13 protein-coding genes are annotated in these 19,796 nt (G+C 73.5%); 5 read left to right on the top strand and 8 right to left on the bottom strand.

Features of this window, described 5'->3' with window-relative positions; genetic code table 11:
• Positions 1-285 precede the first annotated feature (285 nt).
• From meaB to KK483_RS29390, 4 genes are all read right to left on the bottom strand, one after another.
• The gene (gene meaB / locus KK483_RS29405) at positions 286-1,290 is read right to left on the bottom strand and encodes a methylmalonyl Co-A mutase-associated GTPase MeaB (protein WP_262008235.1); all 1,005 of its coding nucleotides are present in this window, start codon (positions 1,288-1,290) and stop codon (positions 286-288) included.
• Positions 1,291-1,296: 6 nt separating this feature from the next.
• Positions 1,297-3,486 carry a methylmalonyl-CoA mutase gene (scpA, locus tag KK483_RS29400; protein WP_262009733.1) on the bottom strand — a complete coding sequence of 730 codons (2,190 nt, stop codon included), beginning with the start codon at positions 3,484-3,486 and terminating at the stop codon, positions 1,297-1,299.
• A complete protein-coding gene (locus KK483_RS29395) occupies positions 3,486-5,351 on the bottom strand; it encodes a methylmalonyl-CoA mutase subunit beta (protein ID WP_262008234.1) in 1,866 nt (621 codons plus the stop codon). Before KK483_RS29395 ends, scpA begins: the two co-directional genes overlap by 1 nt.
• 316 nt (positions 5,352-5,667) lie before the next feature.
• Positions 5,668-6,591 (bottom strand): MurR/RpiR family transcriptional regulator, encoded by a 924-nt coding sequence (locus KK483_RS29390; RefSeq protein WP_262008233.1) that lies wholly within the window; start codon positions 6,589-6,591, stop codon positions 5,668-5,670.
• Positions 6,592-6,807: 216 nt separating this feature from the next.
• Here KK483_RS29390 and KK483_RS29385 point away from each other — a divergent pair, with 216 nt between their 5' ends.
• Entirely contained in the window at positions 6,808-8,895 is a 2,088-nt protein-coding gene (locus KK483_RS29385; RefSeq protein ID WP_262008232.1) for a SpoIIE family protein phosphatase, read from the top strand.
• A 145-nt stretch (positions 8,896-9,040) separates the two neighbouring features.
• Here KK483_RS29385 and KK483_RS29380 read toward each other — a convergent pair whose 3' ends face one another.
• The 3 genes from KK483_RS29380 to KK483_RS29370 all read right to left on the bottom strand — a co-directional run bounded on the left by KK483_RS29380 (position 9,041) and on the right by KK483_RS29370 (position 11,358).
• A complete protein-coding gene (locus KK483_RS29380; RefSeq protein ID WP_262008231.1) occupies positions 9,041-9,499 on the bottom strand; it encodes an SPW repeat protein in 459 nt (152 codons plus the stop codon).
• 163 nt (positions 9,500-9,662) lie between these two features.
• Complete coding sequence (locus tag KK483_RS29375; protein ID WP_262008230.1) at positions 9,663-10,415, bottom strand: Clp protease N-terminal domain-containing protein; 753 nt, start codon at positions 10,413-10,415, stop codon at positions 9,663-9,665.
• 64 nt (positions 10,416-10,479) lie between these two features.
• On the bottom strand, positions 10,480-11,358 hold the full coding sequence (locus KK483_RS29370; RefSeq protein ID WP_262008229.1) for a DMT family transporter: 879 nt from the start codon (positions 11,356-11,358) through the stop codon (positions 10,480-10,482).
• A 227-nt stretch (positions 11,359-11,585) separates the two neighbouring features.
• On the opposite strand from KK483_RS29370, the gene KK483_RS29365 reads away from it, so the two are divergent.
• The 4 genes from KK483_RS29365 (at position 11,586) to KK483_RS29350 (ending at position 17,370) form a co-directional block, all read left to right on the top strand.
• Complete coding sequence (locus tag KK483_RS29365; protein WP_262008228.1) at positions 11,586-11,990, top strand: hypothetical protein; 405 nt, start codon at positions 11,586-11,588, stop codon at positions 11,988-11,990.
• Entirely contained in the window at positions 11,987-14,185 is a 2,199-nt protein-coding gene (locus KK483_RS29360) for an FUSC family protein (protein WP_262008227.1), read from the top strand. Before KK483_RS29365 ends, KK483_RS29360 begins: the two co-directional genes overlap by 4 nt.
• Positions 14,178-15,302, top strand: coding sequence for a PP2C family protein-serine/threonine phosphatase (locus tag KK483_RS29355; RefSeq protein WP_262008226.1), 1,125 nt, complete (start codon positions 14,178-14,180; stop codon positions 15,300-15,302). Before KK483_RS29360 ends, KK483_RS29355 begins: the two co-directional genes overlap by 8 nt.
• A 325-nt stretch (positions 15,303-15,627) precedes the next feature.
• On the top strand, positions 15,628-17,370 hold the full coding sequence (locus KK483_RS29350; protein WP_262008225.1) for a PP2C family protein-serine/threonine phosphatase: 1,743 nt from the start codon (positions 15,628-15,630) through the stop codon (positions 17,368-17,370).
• 263 nt (positions 17,371-17,633) lie between these two features.
• On the opposite strand, the gene KK483_RS29345 is transcribed toward KK483_RS29350, so the two are convergent.
• Positions 17,634-19,784, bottom strand: a complete 2,151-nt coding sequence (locus tag KK483_RS29345; RefSeq protein WP_399015272.1) for a SpoIIE family protein phosphatase — start codon at positions 19,782-19,784, stop codon at positions 17,634-17,636.
• Positions 19,785-19,796: the final 12 nt, after the last annotated feature.

The following is a 19,796-nucleotide window of genomic DNA, read 5'->3' as shown; positions in this document are numbered from 1 at the left end:
GCTCGTCATCGGGGCGCGTCGACGTGCCCGCCCTGTCTTGGTCGCAGCGCACAGAGGCGGCGCCGGCCGTGAGGGGCCCGCCCGCTTCAGCGCGTTACGGGCAGAAGCTACCTCTTCTACCGTATTCAACTGGGCCGTTTGTCAGGAGCTGACCGATAACGACTGCCCGCGGGTTGATCCGCCTGGCCCGCCCCTTGCCGCGAACCTCCGCCGCCACCAGGGACGCGACCCCGTCGATGACGCGGGCCAACCCCCGGGCTCATGGGGGCGGATTCCCGCCACACTTCACTGGTCCTCGCCCGGCTGCCCGGGCGTCTCCCCGAACGCCCCCAGGAGCCGCTCCACCGCCCCCGTCGCCGTCAACTCCCCCTCCCGGACCTGCTGTTCGAGCACGGGAGCGAGGGCCCGTACCGCCGGGTGGGCTTGCAGCCGGCCGAGGAGCTCGTCGTGGACCATGGACCACGCCCAGGCGACCTGCTGGTCGCGGCGCTTGGCGGCGAGGCGCCCGCCCGCGTCCAGGAGGGCGCGGTGCTGTTCGAGCCGGTCCCAGACGGTGTCGAGGCCGGCGGACTCGCGGGCGCTGCAGCTCAGCACCGGCGGGGTCCAGGCGGCATCGACAGGGTGCATGAGCCGCAGCGCGCCCGCGAGTTCACGGGCGGCGGCGCGGGCGTCGCGTTCGTGGGGGCCGTCGGCCTTGTTGACGGCGATGACGTCGGCGAGTTCGAGGACGCCCTTCTTGATGCCCTGGAGCTGGTCGCCGGTGCGGGCGAGGGTGAGCAGGAGGAAGGAGTCGACCATGCCGGCGACCGCGGTCTCGGACTGGCCGACGCCGACGGTCTCCACCAGGACCACGTCGTAGCCGGCCGCCTCCATCACGACCATGGACTCGCGGGTCGCCTTGGCGACGCCGCCCAGCGTGCCCGCCGAGGGCGACGGCCGGACGAAGGCTGCGGGGTCGACCGCGAGGCGTTCCATGCGGGTCTTGTCGCCGAGGATGGAGCCGCCCGTACGCCTCGACGAGGGGTCGACGGCGAGGACGGCGACCCGGTGGCCGAGGCCGGTGAGCATGGTGCCGAACGCGTCGATGAAGGTCGACTTGCCCACGCCGGGCACCCCGCTGATGCCGATCCGCCGCGCCCTGCCCGTGTGCGGCAGCAGTTCGGTCAGTAGCCGCTGGGCCAGGGCGCGGTGGTCGGCGCGGGTGGACTCGACGAGGGTGATCGCGCGGGCGACCCAGGCTCGTCTGCCGTCGAGCACGCCCTTCACGTAGCTGTCCAGGTCGAGGGGCATGGGCGGCTACAGGCCCTCGTGGCCCAGTGCCGCGGCGAGCCGCTCGACCAGGTCGTGGGCCGCGTCGGGGATGACGGTGCCGGGCGGGAAGACCGCTGTCGCGCCCATCTTCAGGAGGGTCGGGACGTCCTGCGGCGGGATGACGCCGCCCACGACGATCATGATGTCGTCGCGGCCCTCCTCGGCGAGCTGCTCGCGCAGCGCGGGGACGAGGGTCAGATGGCCTGCCGCCAGCGAGGACACGCCCACGACATGGACGTCCGCCTCGACCGCCTGCCGGGCCACCTCGGCCGGGGTCTGGAACAGCGGGCCGACGTCCACGTCGAAGCCGAGGTCGGCGAAGGCGGTGGCGATCACCTTCTGGCCGCGGTCGTGTCCGTCCTGGCCCATCTTGGCGACGAGGATGCGCGGACGGCGGCCCTCCGCCTCCTCGAAGCGGTCGACCAGGCTCCTGGTGCGGTCCACGGAGGGCGACTGCCCTGCCTCGTTGCGGTACACGCCGGAGATCGTACGGATCTGGCCCGCGTGCCGCCCGTACACCTTCTCCAGGGCGTCGGAGATCTCGCCGACGGTCGCCTTGGCGCGGGCGGCGTTCACGGCCAGTTCCAGCAGGTTGCCGGTGCCCTCGGCGGCCCGGGTCAGCGCGTGCAGCGCGTCCTGGCAGGCGGTCTCGTCGCGCTCCTCGCGCAGCCGCCGCAGCTTGGCGATCTGCTGGGTGCGGACGGAGGAGTTGTCGACCTTCAGGACCTCGATCTGCTCGTCGTTCTCGACGCGGTACTTGTTGACGCCGATCACCGGCTGACGGCCGGAGTCGATCCGGGCCTGGGTGCGGGCCGCGGCCTCCTCCACGCGGAGCTTCGGGATGCCCGCGTCGATGGCCTGGGCCATACCGCCGGCCGCCTCGACCTCCTGGATGTGCTGCCAGGCCCGGCGCGCGAGGTCGTACGTGAGCTTCTCGACGTACGCGCTGCCGCCCCAGGGGTCGATCACCCGGCAGGTGCCCGACTCCTGCTGGAGCAGCAGCTGGGTGTTGCGGGCGATGCGGGCGGAGAAGTCGGTGGGCAGGGCGAGCGCCTCGTCGAGGGCGTTGGTGTGCAGCGACTGGGTGTGGCCCTGGGTGGCCGCCATCGCCTCCACGCAGGTGCGTGTGACGTTGTTGAAGACGTCCTGGGCGGTGAGCGACCAGCCGGAGGTCTGCGAATGGGTGCGCAGCGACAGCGACTTGGCGTTCTTCGGGTCGAACTGCCTGACCAGCTTGGCCCACAGCAGCCGGGCGGCCCGCAGCTTGGCGATCTCCATGAAGAAGTTCATGCCGATCGCCCAGAAGAAGGACAGCCGTGGCGCGAAGGCGTCCACGTCAAGGCCGGCCTCCTGCCCGGCCCGCAGGTACTCGACGCCGTCGGCGAGCGTGTAGGCCAGCTCCAGGTCGGCCGTGGCCCCGGCCTCCTGGATGTGGTAGCCGGAGATGGAGATGGAGTTGTAGCGCGGCATCCTCTGCGAGGTGTACGCGAAGATGTCGGAGATGATCCGCATCGAGGGCTTGGGCGGATAGATGTAGGTGTTGCGGACCATGAACTCCTTGAGGATGTCGTTCTGGATGGTCCCGGCCAGCTTCTCGGGCGGTACGCCCTGTTCCTCCGCGGCCACGATGTAGAGCGCGAGGACGGGCAGGACGGCGCCGTTCATCGTCATCGACACGGTCATCCGGTCGAGCGGGATGCCGTCGAAGAGCTGCCGCATGTCGTAGATGGAGTCGATGGCCACACCCGCCATGCCGACGTCGCCGGTGACGCGCGGGTGGTCGCTGTCGTAGCCGCGGTGGGTGGGCAGGTCGAAGGCGACCGACAGGCCCTTCTGCCCGGCGGCGAGGTTGCGCCGGTAGAAGGCGTTGGACTCCTCGGCCGTGGAGAAGCCGGCGTACTGGCGGATCGTCCAGGGCTGGTTGACGTACATCGTCGGGTACGGGCCGCGCAGGTACGGGGCGATGCCCGGGTACGTGTCCAGGAAGTCGAGGCCCTCCAGGTCGCGGCCGGTGTACAGCGGCTTGACGCCGATGCCTTCCGGGGTCTCCCAGAGCAGCTCGTCGGCGCTGCCGCCGGTCGTCTCCTCCACGGCCGCGCGCCACTGCTCCTCGGTGGCGGCCACGGGCGGGGTGCCGGGGTCCAGGGGGATCTCGGAGAAGTCGGGGATCTGCATCACGCCGCAACTCCCATGCGGTCGAGGACGGAGGACAGGACGGCCACGGCGTCGCAGCCCGCGAAGACATACGCGTCGACCCCGGCGCGCTCGCCGGGACGGCCTGCCAGGAAGACCTGGTCGGCGCCCGCCGACTTCAGCGCCTTGGCGACCTCCTCGGCCTGCTCCTCGTACAGCGCGTCGCTGGAGCAGAGGCAGGCGACGGCGGCGCCGCTGCGGGCGAAGGCGTCGGCGGCCGTGGCGGCGTCCACGCTCACGGGGTCGTGCACCGGTTCCACGCCTCCCGCCTGGAAGAGGTTGGACGCGAAGGCCGTGCGCGCGGTGTGCGCGGAGGCCGGGCCGAGCGCCGCGATGAAGACGCGCGGCCGGGTACCGGTGGCGGCCAGATGGGCGTCGGAGCGGGCGCGCAGGGCTTCGTACGCCTCGTCGCGGCGGACCCGGGGCAGGGCACCGGCGTGCCGGGGGGCTTCGGGCGCGGGCTCGCGCTGGACGGGCTTCTCGGCCAGGTGCGGGAACTCGCTGACGCCGGTGACGGGTTCGCGCCGGGTGGCGAGCCGCCTGCTGCGCTCCTTCCAGGTGGCGGCGATCCGGTCGCCGACGAGTCCGGAGCTCAGCGCGGCCCGCTGGCCGCCGGCCCGCTCCAGCTCCTGGAAGAACGCCCATGCGGCGTCGCCGAGTTCGGCCGTGAGCCGCTCCACGTACCAGGAGCCGCCCGCCGGGTCCACGACCCGGCCGAGGTGGGACTCCTCGAGCAGGATCGACGAGGTGTTGCGCGCGATCCGGCGGGCGAAGGCGTCGGGCAGGCCGAGCTCGTGGTCGAAGGGCAGGACGGTCACGGCGTCCGCGCCGCCCACCCCGGCGCCCAGCGTGGCGAGGGTGGTGCGCAGCATGTTCACGTACGGGTCGCGGCGGGTCATCATCACCGTCGAGGTGACGGCGTGCTGGCGCTGCGCGCCGCTCTCCGGGGCCCCGGCGGCCTCGGCGACGCGGGCCCACAGACGGCGGGCCGCCCGCAGTTTGGCGATGGTGAGGAACTGGTCGGCGGTGGCCGCGTAGCGGAACTCCAGCTGGCCGCAGGCCGCGCCGGCGCTCAGCCCGGCCGCGGTGAGTGTGCGCAGGTAGGCCACGCCGGTCGCGAGCGAGGCGCCCAGCTCCTGGGCGGCGGAGGCGCCGGCCTCGTGGTACGGCAGCGCGTCGACGGTGAGCGCGCGCAGTCCCGGGTGGCCGTCGTGGCAGCGGCGCGCCAGGTCGGCGGCCTCGGTCAGGTACGCGTCCGTCGCCGGGTCCGCCGCGGCGCCCGTGCGGGCGGCGAGGCCCAGCGGGTCCGCGCCGAGGTTGCCGTGCGCCGCGTCGCGGGGGACGCCGCGCTCCTCGTGGATACGGAGCAACTCGCGTGCGGCGGCGGGCGTGTCACCTGCGGCGTCGAGCACGACGGCCGCCAGGTCGAGGTAGACGCCGTCGAGGGCACGGGCCAGTCCGGTGACGGGCACACCGGGGCCGCCCACGGTCAGCCAGAGCGAGGTGACCCCGTTCTCCAGGTCGGCGAGCACGGCCTCGTTGGTGCGTCCGGGGTCGGGGTGCTCGTGGCGCTGGCGCACGTCCCAGCCGCCGAGCGGCCTGCTGCCGCGTAGGTAGGGGGCGAACCCGGGGTACCCCGTACCGGTCGCGGAGTCGCGCGCGGTGTAGAGGGGGCGGGCGGCGAGCCCGTCGTCGAGGGCGGTCGCCAGCGCCTCCTCGGCGGCCGCGCCGGACACGTCCTTGCCCGACTTGCGCAGCACGCCTGCCACGAGGCGCTGCCACTCCTCATGGGCGGCGTCCGGGAATTCGGCAGCGAGCGGGAGCCCGTCATCGGGGAGAACCGTCATGCTCGGATGCTAGGCCAGCCACACGGATGAGCAGCAGAGGAGGCCCTTGTGATCTAGCCCTCTCTCCGGCCTGGTGAAGGGGAGGGGGACCGGCCGACGGCCCGGCCCAGGGGCCGGCCGGGACCGCCGGGGGCGGGCACCCCGAGGGGAGCGGAGTGCCCGCCGAGAACACCGTGGATCCGACGAGGAGGAGTGTCGTCCGGGTGCCAGTGCAGTAAACAAATATACCGCCAAGTAAGCAAGGGTATGAAAAATTTCATTCTGTTGGGTGACGGGAGAACCCCGCTGCGTGGCGGCGCCGCCACGCAGCGGTCGGTCAGTAGTCGAGGAAGAAGTCGTGCTGCTCCGCGGCCTGCTCGTACTTCTCCAGGCGCTGCTGCGTGCGCTCGGGATCGGCGTCCGCCATCGCCTGGAGGATGGCGGCCGACAGCACACCCGGCGCCGCGTACGAGTCGAAGACGAGGCGGGATCCGGTGCCCGCGCTCAGCGTCAGGTCGGCCTCGTCGACCAGCGGGCCGAGCGTGAGGTCGGTGATCAGGGCGACGCGCAGCCCCGTGCGGCGCGCGGCCCGCACCGCCGCCAGGGTCTCCTTCGCGTGCCGGGGCATCGCGAAGGCCAGCACCCAGGTGCCGCCCGCCTCGCGCGACTGGAGCAGGGCGTCGTACGCCGCGCTGCCGCCGCGCGGGACCAGGCGTACATCCGGGTGGATCCGGCGCGCCCCGTAGGCGAAGTACTCCGCGAGCGAGGCGGAGATCCGCAGGCCGAGGACGGTGAGCGGGACCGAGCGGGCCAGCTCGCGGCCGATGTCCAGGACCTGGTCGGTGTCCGCGAAGACCCGGCGCAGGCTCTCCAGGTTGCCGATCTCGGCGTCGACGGCGGCCTGGAGCTCGTTGCGGCGCAGCTCTGCCCCGGCGTCCGCGGCGCCGGCGAGCGCGCTGAGCGCGATGGGCTGGAGTGCTTCGCGCAGCGCCGGGTACCCGCTGAAACCGAGGGACGACGCGAACCGCGTCACGGACGGCTGGCTGACGCCCACGCGGTCCGCGAGATCCGTGATCGACAGGAACGCGGCCTCGGTGAGGTGGTCGGTGATGTACTGCGCGATGCGCCGCTGTCCGGGTGAGAGGCGGTGGCCGCCGAACAGCGCGCGGACCTTGTCCGCGGGGGACGGCTCCAGGTCCGGGGACTGCCGCCCCGGCGTGATCGCAGACGCCTGTGCACGCGCCTGCTGCCCTGATGGCACCGCCAGCCTCCTTCTTGTCCCCTTCGTGCTCAACATAGCGCGAGCCGCACTACTGTTGCGCCGGTCGCACGCTCCGTAGCGGGCGGGCGGACGGACCGGTGCGCGGGGGGTGCGTGTCCATGGTCACGGAGGGAGTATGGAACGCGCGCGGGTCCGGTGGGGCGGGCACGGCGGGCACGGGTACGCCGTGACGGCGGCGGGAGGAGCTGCTTGGGAATGGGTGGCACGGACGCGTTCTCCGCCGGTCCGGCCGCGGCCGGTCAGGTGGAGTTCGGACCTGCCCCGCCGGGCGGCCTGCTCGACGTCCTGCGGATGGCCGCGGTGGTCCTCGACGACCAGGGCCGGATAGCGCTGTGGAGCCCGGCGGCGGAGGAGCTCCTCGGCTACACCGCGCAGGAGGCGCTGGGGCAGTACGCGGCGCAGCTGCTGGTCGCCGACGAGCACCTCGATGTGGTGCTCGGACTGTTCACGCGGGTCATGGGCAGCGGCGAGAGCTGGGCGGGCGTCTTCCCCGTCCGCCACAAGGACGGCGACATGCGGCTCCTTGAGATGCGCAACATGCGGCTCCAGGACGAGCACGGCGGCTTCTACGCGCTGGGCCTGGCCACCGAGCAGGCGACGCTGCGCCGCGTGGAGCGGGACCTGGCGCTGTCCGTACGCCTCGTGGACCAGTCCCCCATCGGACTCGCCGTGCTCGACGGCGAGCTCCGCTACGTCGCGGTCAACGCCGCACTCGAACGGATCAACGGGGTCCCGGCGGCTCAGCAGATCGGCCGGCCGGTGGGCGGGACGGTGCCGTTCCGGGACGACCCCGCCATCGAGGGCGCGATGCGCAAGGTCCTGGAGACGGGCGCACCGCTGGTGGACCGGCAGGTGGTCGGCCGGGCCCCGGCCGACCCGGAGTCCGAGCGGGCCTGGTCGGTCTCGCTGTACCGCCTTGAGGACCCGAGCGGGCGGATCCTGGGCGTCGCCGCCTCGGTCGTGGACGTGACCGACCGGCACCAGTCGGCGATGGAGGCGGAACGGGCGCGGCACCGGCTCAGCCTGGTCGCCGACGCGTCGGTGCGCATCGGAACCACTCTGGACCTGCGGGTGACCGCCCGGGAGCTGGCCGATGTCGCCGTGCCCGAGCTCGCCGACATCGCCGCCGTGGACGTCCTGGACTCGGCCGTCCAGGGCAGGCGCGAGGAGATCCCGGCCGGCGGCACCGCGGTCTTCCGGGCGCTCGCCGTCTCCACGGCCCACCCGACGCCCGCGGTCCGGGCGGCCGACCCGCCCGGCGAGGTCGCGCGGTACGACGCCGACCGCCTCGTCACGCAGTGTGTGCGGACCGGCCGGCCGGTCGTCGTCCCCCAGGTGGGCGAGGCGGACCTGCCGGACATCGCCCGCGACGACGACGCCGCCGTACTGCTGGCCGAGGCCGGCGTCCATTCGTATCTGGCGGTGCCGCTGATCGCGCGGGGTGAGGTGCTGGGCGCCCTGGACCTCAAGCGGTTCCGCAACCCGCTGCCGTTCGACGCCGACGACGTGCTGCTGGCCTCGGAGCTGGCCGCCAGGGCGGCGGTGTGCATCGACAACGCCCGCTGGTACCAGCAGCAGCGCGACACCGCCCTCACGCTCCAGCGCAGCCTGCTCCCGCAGCAGCCGCCGCCGAACGTGACGGGCCTGGAGGTCGCCGCCCGCTACCAGCCGGCCGGTGCGGCGGGCGAGGTGGGCGGCGACTGGTACGACATCCTGCCGCTCGGCGGGGACCGGACGGCGCTGGTGGTGGGCGACGTGATGGGCAGCGGCATCAAGGCCGCGACCGCCATGGGCCAGTTGCGCACCGCGACCCGGACCCTGTCGGCGCTCGACCTCGACCCCGCGCAGGTGCTGCGCCATCTCGACGCGATCACCATCGGCCTGGAGTCGTACATCGCCACCTGCCTGTACGCGCTGTACGACCCCCATCAGGCGCAGTGCACCATCGCCACCGCCGGCCATCTGCCACCGGTGCTGATGCGGCCCGGCCGCCGCCCCGAGCTGCTGGAGCTGCCCACCGGCGCCCCGCTCGGCGTCGGGGGCGTCGCGTTCCGGGCCGTGACCGTCGATCTCGACCCGGGCGACCGGCTGGTGCTCTACACGGACGGGCTGGTCGAGACCCGGGACCAGGACATCGATGTCCGCCTCGACGTGCTGCTCGGGCTGCTGGACAGCCCGCGTCCGGGGCTGGAGGAGACGTGCGACCGGCTGCTGGAGTCGCTTCGCCCCGGGACCGGGCAGGACGATGTCGCCCTGCTGATCGCGTGCGTGATGGGCGACTGACGGTCGCGCGGCAGGGGCGCAGGGGTGAGGGCGGCGCACGGGGAAGGGCCCCGGCCGTACGTACGAGGGCCGGGGTCCTTCCGTGATTTCGGGGGTCAAGGGACTGGGCTCGTCCGCGGGGCGCCGCCCCGGGACGACGGGCGCGTCAGCGCTCTCCGTACCGCAGGCCGCCACCGCCGCCCGTCCTGCGTCCGCCGCCGGTCATCGCGGCCATGGCCAGGCCGAGGCAGAGCGCCAGGACTCCCACGATGACGTTGTTGACGATGGTGCGCGTCGTGGCGACGCTGCCGGACACGACGAACGGGGAGATGATCGTCCACACTCCGATGGCTATGGCGCACCAGGCCATGGAGTGCGTGCGCTCGTACGCCGAGCCGATGCCGCTCATGCACAGCGCGTACGCGACGCCGGTGATCAGGTTGCTCACGGCCAGCGTGGACAGGCCGTTGAAGCCGGCTATCCACGGCGAGGCCGCCAGGTAGAGGCCCGTGAGCAGGGCCAGGGTTTCTATCGCCTGGGCGCGGGGAGTCGTGGTCGCCCGTTCGAAGCGGGCACGCATCTCGGCCAGGTCGGGGTGTTGCTCGATGCTCGGGTGCGTGGTCATTTACAAAACGCCTCCTTGTGAGCCGAATTGCCCCTTTCACCTGCAATAGAACGCTTTTTGTACCGTTCCGGTCAATGGCTGGCGCCTGGCACTTCGGGACACCCCACGCGCACCCCGGCACGCGGGCGCCGACCGCGGGGCGCCGACCGCGGCACGCCCGGGTCTACTCCTGCGGCGGCTGCTGGGCCCGCTGGGCGTCGAGCACGGACTGCAGCGCGCGCGCCACGTCCTCCTCCGTCGCGTCCTTGCGGATGCCGAGTCCGCTCAGGACCCCCTCGCCGTTCTCGTGCTCGAGGAGGGCCAGGAGGATGTGCTCGGTGCCGATGTAGTTGTGCCCGAGGCGCAGGGCCTCGCGGAAGGTGAGCTCCAGGACCTTCTTCGCCGAGGGGCCGTACGGGACGAGTTCGGGGACGTCCTCGACCGCCGGGGGGAGCGCCGCCGTCGCGGCCTCGCGCACGGCCTCCAGGGAGACGCCCTGGGCGATCATCGCTTTGGCGGCCAGACCGTCGGGTTCCGCCAGCAGGCCGAGGACGAGGTGCTCGGGGCGGCCCTCGGCGCTGCCCGCGGCCCTGGCCTCGCTGTGCGCGGCGACGACCGCGCTGCGGGCGCGGGGGGTGTAGCGGCTGAAGCCCTGGCTGAGGTCGAGGTCCGCGTCCTCCTTCGGCACGAAGCGCTTCTGGGCCGCCTGCCGGGTGACGCCCATGCTCTTGCCGATGTCCGTCCAGGACGCGCCCGAGCGCCGGGCCTGGTCCACGAAGTGGCCGATCAGATGGTCCGCCACGTCGCCCAGGTGCTCCGCGGCGATCACCGCGTCCTGAAGCTGGTCGAGCGCGTCGCTGTGCACCTTCTTGATGGCCTCGATGAGGTCGTCGAGACGTACGGATGCCGTGCTGCGCGGCTTCGGGTTCGTCGTCATGATGTCAACCTTAGGTTGACACCCCGATGGCGTCAACCTCGGGTTGACAGCGGTCGGCTCGGGGTCAAGGGGCCTTGTTCGCCGCCACGAGCGACTCGGTGAGCGGCATACGGGCGAGCGCCACCGCACCGAAGGAGATCAGCGCGAGGCCCAGCAGCTGCGGCAGCAGCCACCAGCCGGAGCGCACGTGCTCCTCGTACAACGTGACGCCGAGCGCGAGGCTCACCGTCGCGTCGCCCAGCGTGATCGCGGGCTGGGAGGCGACCAGCGGACCCGCCTGCAGCGCGTTCTCCAGCAGGAAGAGCGCGCTCCCGCCGGTCACCGCGAAGGCGTAGGTCTGCCAGGCGGTGAAGAACGCCCCGACCCCGGAGTCGTCGAGGATGTGGGTGGCCTCCTTCATCAGCGCCGCCGTCAGCGCGTAGCTGATCGCGGTGGCCACGCCCAGGCAGGCGGCCCGGGTCCGGCCCTGGGGGCGCCGCAGCGCCGTGACGGCGAGGACGACGACCGCGACCGCGCCGATGACGAGGGCGGGGAGCCAGCGTCCGACCGGGACCTCGGTGCGGTTGCCGACGGGGGACAGGGCGCCCAGCGCGACGCCGAGACCGACCACCACACAGGCCACGGCCAGCCAGCCGGCGCGCGGCAGACCCCGGCGCATCACGATCGAGGAGATGATCAGCGCCAGCGGCAGTTCGAGGACGAACAGGGGCTGCACGATCGCCAGCGCCCCGGTGTTGAGGGCCAGGGCCTGGCAGACACCGGCCGCGATCACGGCGGCGATCCCGGCCAGCCAGAGCGGCCGCCGCAGCAGATCGAGCATCAGCCCCGGCCGGAGGCCGTCGGAGCTGGGCACGCTCAGCGCCTCCCGGCGCTGGAGCACGGTGGCGATCGCGTTGCTGAGCGCCGAGACGAGCGCGAAGAAGACCGGCAGGAGGATGTGCACCGTACGACCTCCCGCCTCTGCCCTCGGACCTGCTGCCATGGTGGCCCGGGCCCACCACTCCGCGCGATCCGGACCGGCCCGCGGCGGGACCGCAGCGCGTCGCCCTCCGGGGGTGGTGGGATCTTCACGGGCTGCGTGCCCTGGGGCACCGTCCGACAATGGGAGCGGTTCGCCGGTCCCGGCCGGCTCACCACGTCGGGTCGGCGTCGGCGGAGAGGAACGTGCCCATGCGCGCAGCGTCGGCAGCGTCGTCACCGGCCGCGCGGACGGGGGCCTTCGTCGCCGGCACGCCCGGGCTGTTCCGCACCCGTCCCGGCTTCCCCGGCCCCGGCCCGGCCGTCCCCGGCGTCACGCACGACTCCGGCGTCACGCACGGCCCCGGCATCACGCACGACTCCCGTGTCACGCACGACTCCGGCGTCGCGGGCGACTCCGGTGTCACCGCGCCGGCCGCCCCGTGGACACTCCCGGCCTACCCGCACGCCGTCTGCTCCTTCTCCCTCGTGGGGGGCCGACCGGGTGAGGTCTTCGGCCGCCGGAGCACGCTGCCGGCCCGGAGAGCGCCGGTCCACCCGCCGTCCGCGGGCCGCGCCCCCGAGGACGGCGGGTGGACCGGCGAGGGCCCGCCATGAGCGGCGCACCGGACCGGAAGGCGGTCCTGCACCGGGCGCTGCGCGTGACCATCGCCGCGAGCGCCGGCTTCTACGCGTACCTGTACGGGCTCGACAAGCCCGTGATGGCGCTGTACGCGCTGTTCGGGCCCGTGGCGCTCGGCGGGCTCGCGTCGATCCCCGGCTCGGGGCGGCAGCGGGCGACCGTCATTCTCAAATCGCTGCCCATCGGGCTGCTGCTGGTCACGCTGGGAACCGCGCTGGCGGTGACGACCTGGGCGGCGGTGCTGGGCATGCTGGTCGTCGGCTTCTGCCTCGCCTTCGCGGCGGTCGCGGGCCCACGGGCCGCCGGGGCGGGTCCCGGACTCCAGCTCTTCTACATCCTGGCGTGCGTGCCGCCGTACGCCCCGGACACCCTCGGGCTGCGGCTGGCGGGCCTCACCACCGGGCTCCTTGCCCTGGCGGCCTGCGAGTTCTTCCTGCTGCCCGCTCCGGCAGCCGCCCCGTACCGGGCCCGGATGGCGGAGGCGCTCGCCATCGCGGCGGGCGCGGCGGCGGACCCCTCCACCGCCTCCCCCGGCGGTCTCCGGGACGCCGGCCGGCGGCTGCGGCTGTCCGACGTCCCCGAGGCCGAACGCCCCGCGGGCCCCGGACGCAGGGACCGGGCCCTGACCCAGGCGGGCTCGGCCACGCGCCGGCTGCTGGAACAACTGGCCCACGCCGCCGACGCACTCGCACACGCGCCACGCGCAGGCGAGGCGTGCGGTGCGCGCGGCGCCGCCGTCGACAACGGCGCCACGGAGCGCGCCCAAGCCGCCTCGGACGCGCTCCTGGCCCGGGTCTCCACCCTCTGCCGGGCGACGGCGGCCGCCCTGCGCGACGGCAGGATGCCGCCGAAGCCCGGTCCGCTGCACGACGCGGTGGTCGACTTCCAGACGCTGCGGCTCCAGCAGGCGACCGGGCCGCCCGACGGTGTGCCGCCGGTGCGCGTGCTGCGGCGGCAGTCGGCCGTTCTGGGCATCGCCGAGTCGGCCCGCATCGTGGAGACCGCCGCACAGATCGGCGCGGACGGGCGCCGGCGGACGGAGCCGATCCAGCCGCAGGAACTGTTCTGGTACGCCGACAGGAGCACAGCATGGCTGTGGGCGAAGCGGCTGTTCGGCCATATGACGCTGCGGTCGGTGCAGTTCCAGAACGCCGTGCGCACCGCGCTGGGCCTCGGCGCGGCGCGGCTCGTGGCGGGCTCGTTCGATCTGCCGCACGGGTTCTGGGTGATGCTCGCCGTGCTGACACTGGGCAGGACGACCACCGTCGGGCAGACCTGGGGGACGGTGCGCAAGGTGCTGGCGGGGAACCTCGTGGGCGCCGTGGTCGCCGGCGGACTGCTCATCGCCTTCGGGAAGCACACCGAGGCGTACGCCGTGATGCTCGCGCCCGGCATGCTGGCCGCCTTCTCACTGGGACCGCTGCTCGGCATCGCGTGGGCGCAGGGGATGTTCACCCTCGTCGTGGCGTCGGCGTTCGCCCAGATCGCCCCGGCCTCCTGGGAACTGGCCGGGGCGCGCATCCTCGACATCGTGACGGGCAGCGTGATCGGCCTGCTGTGCGGGCTGCTCGCATGGCCCGCGGGTGCCCGGCGGGAGGTGCGCAGAACCATGGCCGCGCTGCTGCGCTGCTGCGGCCCGCTGGTCACCGGGACGGCGGACATGCTGCTGGCCCCCCGGCCCGGCACCGTGACTCCCCCGTCCACGCTGCCCACCCTGCACCGGCTGAAGCTCGCGGAGGCCGCGTACGCCCAGTACCGCAGCGAGCCGGCGACCACCCCTGCGGCGGCCCGCGCCGACTGGCAGGCCGTGCTCATCGCCGCCAACCACGTGCTGATCGGCGCCCAGTGGCTGCCCCGCTTCGACCTGCCGGAGGTCAGCGTCCCGCCCGCCGCCGCGGCATGGGCCCGCGACGCGGCCGTCCGGGTGGCCGCCACCGCCGACCGGATCGCGGCGCTCGCCACCGGCGACCAGCAGCGCCCGCGCACACCGGATCCTCCCTTCACCCCGCCGGACGACGCCCCGCCGCTGCCCGCGCTGATCGACCTGGAGACATGGCTGAGGAGCCTCAACGCCCAGCTCGGACGCATCGAGGACTCGCTCCGCGACACGGATCCGGCCGCCTCGGCCGGTCCCGGCGGGCAGGGCTCCGAGGGTGCGCCCCATGCCTGACAGACGTACGCGCCGAAGGCGTCGGCCGCCGTCCCTGCGCGAGAACTGGATCTGGTGGCTGCCGTTCCTCACGATCGTGCTCGACCTCGTCGCGGAGGTCGCCGTCCGCGGGCAGGAACCGGTGAGCTTCCTGCTCATCGGCGTACCTCCGCTGGCCGCGGCGACGCGCGGGCCACGGGGCACGGCCCTGGCGACCGCCGTCTGCCTGGGGCTGCAGATGCTGCTGGCGGCGCTGCGCCCGGGGCACTTCGGCGAGCAGCACCATGTGGCGCTGTACGTGGCCACGGTGGTCATCGGGGCCGCCAGCATCGCCCTGGCCGCGCAGCGGGAGCGGACGAGAGAGCATCTGATCCGGGCGAACTCGGTGGCCGAGGCGATGCAGAAGACCCTGCTGCGGCCGGTGCCCCGGGACCTGGGCCCGGTGCGGGCCGCCGGGTTCTACTCGGCCGGTGAGGGCGGGACGCTCGTCGGCGGCGATCTGTACGACCTGTGCGCGACCCCCTTCGGCGTGCGGGCCATCATCGGTGACGTGCGCGGCAAGGGCATGGACGCGGTGCAGACGGTCGCCGCGGTCCTGGGCAGTTTCCGGGTGTCCGCCCATGAGTGGCCGGACCTGGGCAGTCTCGCCGACCGTCTCGAACTCAGCATCGCCCGCAACAGCCCGGGCGAGGACGGCGACCCGGAGCTGTTCGTCACGGCGCTGGTCCTGGAGTTCCCGCCGTCGGGCCGGGAGGTCCGCATCGTCGACCGCGGCCATCCGCCGCCCATCGTCGTCGGCCCGCAGGGCGTCCGGCGGCTGGCCACCGAGCCGGCGCTGCCGCTGGGGCTCGGCGGCCTGTGCTCCGGCCGCCCAGCGCGGACGACGGTCCATGCGCTCCGGCCCGGCGAGGTGCTCCTCGTCCACACGGACGGAGTGAGCGAGGCACGGGACGCGGCGGGCGTCTTCTATCCGGTCCTGGACCGGCTGGCGGAGCGGTTCGCGACGGGCAGGGTGCCGGACCCCGAAGCCGTCGTGGCGTTCGTACGGTCCGACACGGAGCGCTGGTCGGCCGGTGCGACGAACACCGACAACGACGACCAGGCCGTGCTCGCGCTGACGCTGGCCAAGCGGCTGTAGACGGTGCGGCAGGGGGTGCAAGGGGTGTCCGGCCTGACCTCACCGGCCCAGTGCGCCGCCGAGGGCCTCCGTGTCATGGGCTCCGTGTCATGGGCCTCCGCGATGAGGGCCGGCACCCTCCGGGCGCGCATCACGGTCTGATCACTTCGGTCCGCGTCCACGCGTTCCACAGGACCATTGTGGCCCTTCGAAAAGGCGGGCGCGCCGATACCCGGGCGGAGTGCGTCCCGGCGGGTCCGAGCAGGTCCGACCGCTCAGGTGATGCGATTGATGGGGCTGTGGAGCAAGCTGGGGTCACCGCCCCGTGAGGGGAGGAGGTGATCGTGTGGCAGCCGATCGTCGGGACTGGTTCCAGGGCCGTCACGGGCTCCGCACGTCCGAGGCGGACAGCCCCGGCGCCTGGGCATTGGAGGATGCTCTGCGGGACACGACGGCCGGTACCGCCGTTCTCGGGATCGACCTCCGCTACCTCTTCGCCAACCCTTCCTACTGCCTGATCACCGGAGAGCCGCAGGAGCACCTCGCGGGCCGGTCCCCCGGCACGTCCGCGGAGCAGTACCTCGGCCCGGCGGAGGTACTGGCGTCGGTCCTCGACGACGGGATCCCCCGCACCCGGGTCACCGGACCCGGCGGCGGCTTCCACACCACCTGCATCCGCATGGAGAACCGCGGCAGCGTGACCGGCGTCCTGTGCATCGTGGTCGAGACGGAAGTCCCCGAACTGTACGAAGAGCTGGAGCTGGCCCGGATCCGGCTCGCCGCGGCGGACGAGGCCGCCGAACGGATCGGGACCTCGCTCGACGAGGCCACCACCTGCCGGGAGCTGGTGGGGTTCCTCAGCCCCCGGCTCGCGGAGGCCGCGGCCGTCGACGTCGTAGCGCCACCGCCGCCAGGGGGCTCGCTGCCCAGGAACCCGAGTCCCGCCGAATTGACGCGGGCCGCCACGGCCGGCGTCGCTGAGCTGTTCGTCGACGACGAAGACGCAGCCGCAGCCGCTGACACAGGCACGGACGCGGACGCGGACGGGGACAGGGACGCGGACGAAAGGGAGGGCCACGGGGACGGGGAGGAGCGCCGCACCGCGGGCCCCGCGGTCGCGAAGGCGCTCGCGTCCGGTCTGCCGGTCGCCGAGCACGGCGTCGGGGCCCGCGCGGCGGTGCTCGCCGTGCCGCTGACGGGACCGTCGGGCAAGGTCTTCGGCGTCGTCCAGCTGGCCCGTACGGAGTCCTCCTTCAGCGGGAACGACACCCTGATCGCCCGGGACGCGGCGCGGCGCGCGGGCGTCGCCATCGGGCACGCCCGGGAGTTCGCGGCCGAGCAGCAGACCACCGTCGAGTTGCAGCGCGCCCTGCTGACCGAGCCCGGCAAGCCGCACCCCAACCTGGAGTTCGCCACCCGCTACCTGCCGGTCGGCAGCAGCAATCTGGTCGGCGGGGACTGGTTCGAGACGGTACGGCTCCACTACGGGCGGACCCTGCTGGTCATGGGCGATGTGATGGGCCACGGGGTGGACGCCGCCGTCGAGATGAACACGTACCGCGCCATGCTGCGCGATGTCGCCGCGGCCGATCTGCCGCCGCACCGGGTGCTGCGCCAGCTCGACATCGCCATCTCGGAGACCAGCGCCCGGCCCGCCACATGTCTGCTCGTCAGGGTCGACCCGGCCCGCGGGATCGGCTCGTTCTCCAGCGCCGGCCACCTGCCACCGGTCGTCTTCACCGGCGACGGGACGGTGGACCTGCTCGACGTACCGGCGGGGCCGCCGCTCGGCACGGGCCTCGGGGGGTACGAGCTCGTCACCCGCGAGCTCACCTCGGACGACACACTGCTGCTCTTCACGGACGGGCTGGTCGAGCGGCGCGGCGAGGACATCGACGAGTCGCTGGCCCGGCTGACCGGGCTCCGGATGCCGTGCAGCATCCCGGTGGACGAGCTCGTCGACCAGGTGGTCAGGGAGCTGGGCGCCGACAAGGCGGAGGACGACGTGGCCCTTCTCGCGGCGCGCATCCGCCGCCGGCACACCGCCGCCGAGGAACAGCCGGTGCAGGGGCAGGCCCCGCGGGCCTGATCCGATCCGGGACCGGGCTCAGAACCGGGGTCCCGGACGGGGTCCGCGGGGCCGGCCCCTGGGCCGTGTCTGACAAATGGCGCCGTCTGCCCACGGAGTGGAGCGCACGGCATCCGGCGCGTGTCGTCGCACGGCATCCGAAGCGCTTCGGGCACGGAGGTGCCCCCACGCTGCACTGTCGGGGTCGTCCAAGGACGTCCAGTACGAGGGTGATCCTCCGACGGAGGTGCCGGGCGCGCCAGGCGAAATGTGTCAGACATGCCCTAGTGGGGCCGCAGCAGCAGCAGCGCCACGTCGTCGCCGCGCTCATGGGTTCGCTCCGTGTGCCGGAGCAGACTGTCGGCGAGCTCCTCCAGCGGCAGTTCACCCGCGTCGGAGAGATGGGCGCCGAGGTCGGCGAGGCCCTCGTCGAAGTCGATGCCGGGGACCTCGACCAGCCCGTCGGTGTACAGGACGAGGACACAGCCGGGCGGCAGGGGGACGTCGGTCACCGGGTAGCGGGAGTTCTCGTCGATGCCGAGGAGCGCACCGCCGGGGATGTCGACGACATGGACCGAGCCGTCGGGCTCGCGCAGCAGCGGGTGCGGATGGCCGGCACGGGCGATCCGGGCCCGGTTGCGGACCAGGTCGAGCTGGGCGTACACACAGCTGACGAAGAGCTCGGTGTCGAGGTCGATCAGCAGCCGGTTGGTGCGGGCCATCACCTCGCCGGGCGGCTGTCCGACCGCGGTGAAGGCGCGGACGGCGGTGCGGACCTGGCCCATCAGCCCGGCCGCGGTCACGTTGTGGCCCTGCACGTCGCCGACGAAGGCCGCCGGCCCGACCTCGTCACCGTGCACCATGTCGCCGCGCACCAGGTCGTAGAAGTCGCCGCCGATGTCCATGCCGCGGTTGGCGGGCAGATAGCGGGCGGCCCGTTCCAGGCCACTCAGCTCCGGCAGGGAGTGCGGCATCAGGGCGGCCTGGAGCCCGTGGGCGAGACGGTGCTTGGTGTCGTAAAGCCGGGCCCGCTCGAGGGCCTGGGCGATGAGGCCACCGAGACTGGTGAGCACGGCGCGTTCGTCCGGCGGGAAGTGATGCGGTTCGGCGTAGCCGAGGACGCAGGTGCCGACCGGCCGGCCCGAGGAGATGAGCGGCAGATAGGCCCAGGCGGCCATGCCGTCGCGCGTGGTCTGGCGCGTCGGGTACACCTGTTCGAGCTCGCGGAGGGACTCGAAGAACGACGGCACTCCGGTCACCAGCGCCTGCGCACCCGGGGTCTGCGCGGTCAGCGGCATTCCGTGGAACCGTTCCACGATGTGCGGGTCGTCGTAGCCGCGGTGGCCGAGCACATGGAGCCGCCCCGCCTCCGCGGCGAGCATCACCAGAGCCTGGCAGCCGACGGCGGGCATGAACTCGTCCTCGACGAGCTCGATCACGTCGTCCACGCCCACGGCCTCCGTCAGCCCGCCCGCCAGGCTGAGGACATGGGAGATCACGATGAGCCGGGCGGGGCCGACGTCCGTCGGGTCCCCGGTGTGCGGCTCGGACCGGGGCTCCGTGCGGGCCGGCTTGATGCGCACGGTGAGCCCGCTGGTGCTCGGGTGGAGCCGGAAGGAGAGCCAGTCACGGGGCGGACGCAGGGCCACGAACGAGGTGGGCTGCTGGCTGATCAGCGCGGCGCGGTAACGGTCCTCGTAGACCGGGTCGTTGAGCCAGGGCAGCGCGCTCCACAGCTGCCGTCCCGCCAGCCGGTTACGGGCGAGGCCCACCAGCCCCGCGGCGGCGTCGTTGACGAAGGTGACCCGGGCGTTCAGATCGAGGTTGAGCATCCCTTCCGGGATGCGGCTCACCATCTGCTCCGCCTCTCCGGAAGCCGGCTCTCCCGTCGCAGCGATGTCGCCGAGCAGATCGGGTTCGACCTGCACGGGATGGCCCGCCCGGGCGGCCCGTTCCAGGCGGAGCGCGAGGCGTTTGCAGGCGTCGCTGAGGTGGTCGCGTTCCCAGTCGGAGAGGGTCGGCGGATGGGAGCCGGGCCAGGTGACGTAGACCGCGCCGTAGACCGTGTCCCGTGTGGCCACGGGCAGTGCGGCGAGCGCGAAGGGATAGGGCAGGACGACCGCGATCCGTGGATAGCTGGCGGCCATCTCCTCGTCGTTGCCGACCCAGACGAGCCGCCGCTCGCGTACCGCGTCGGCGACGGGGATCGGCGCGCTCGTGCCGACCCGCTCCCACGGTGCGGCGAACGCCCTCGGGAGCCCGGCCGTGACGGCCATCTCCAGCACCTTCCCGTCGGGTGCCATCAGGTAGACGGCGCCCGAGTGGGCGTGGACCTCGTCCAGCATCGCGGCCAGGGCGAGCGAGAGCAGCGGATGCCGGTTGCCCTCCGCGGAGAGGCCAGGGGGGAAGGACGCGGGCACGGGCCGGTCTCTCATGTCCCGCTCACC

This window comes from Streptomyces sp. FIT100, from assembly GCF_024584805.1.
GTDB lineage: Bacteria > Actinomycetota > Actinomycetes > Streptomycetales > Streptomycetaceae > Streptomyces.
The sequence above is the reverse complement of the archived record's forward strand: the minus strand, read 5'-3'. Positions and strand labels throughout refer to the sequence as shown.

Excerpts from the sequence above, each read along its gene's own strand:
- KK483_RS29345 (WP_399015272.1), bottom strand. The coding sequence starts at position 19,784 with ATGAGAGACCGGCCCGTGCCCGCGTCCTTCCCCCCTGGCCTCTCCGCG.
- KK483_RS29360 (WP_262008227.1), top strand. The coding sequence starts at position 11,987 with ATGAGCGGCGCACCGGACCGGAAGGCGGTCCTGCACCGGGCGCTGCGC.
- KK483_RS29380 (WP_262008231.1), bottom strand. The coding sequence starts at position 9,499 with ATGACCACGCACCCGAGCATCGAGCAACACCCCGACCTGGCCGAGATG.
- KK483_RS29395 (WP_262008234.1), bottom strand. The coding sequence starts at position 5,351 with ATGACGGTTCTCCCCGATGACGGGCTCCCGCTCGCTGCCGAATTCCCG.
- scpA (WP_262009733.1), bottom strand. The coding sequence starts at position 3,486 with ATGCAGATCCCCGACTTCTCCGAGATCCCCCTGGACCCCGGCACCCCG.
- KK483_RS29355 (WP_262008226.1), top strand. The coding sequence starts at position 14,178 with ATGCCTGACAGACGTACGCGCCGAAGGCGTCGGCCGCCGTCCCTGCGC.
- KK483_RS29385 (WP_262008232.1), top strand. The coding sequence starts at position 6,808 with ATGGGTGGCACGGACGCGTTCTCCGCCGGTCCGGCCGCGGCCGGTCAG.
- KK483_RS29375 (WP_262008230.1), bottom strand. The coding sequence starts at position 10,415 with ATGACGACGAACCCGAAGCCGCGCAGCACGGCATCCGTACGTCTCGAC.
- KK483_RS29365 (WP_262008228.1), top strand. The coding sequence starts at position 11,586 with ATGCGCGCAGCGTCGGCAGCGTCGTCACCGGCCGCGCGGACGGGGGCC.
- meaB (WP_262008235.1), bottom strand. The coding sequence starts at position 1,290 with ATGCCCCTCGACCTGGACAGCTACGTGAAGGGCGTGCTCGACGGCAGA.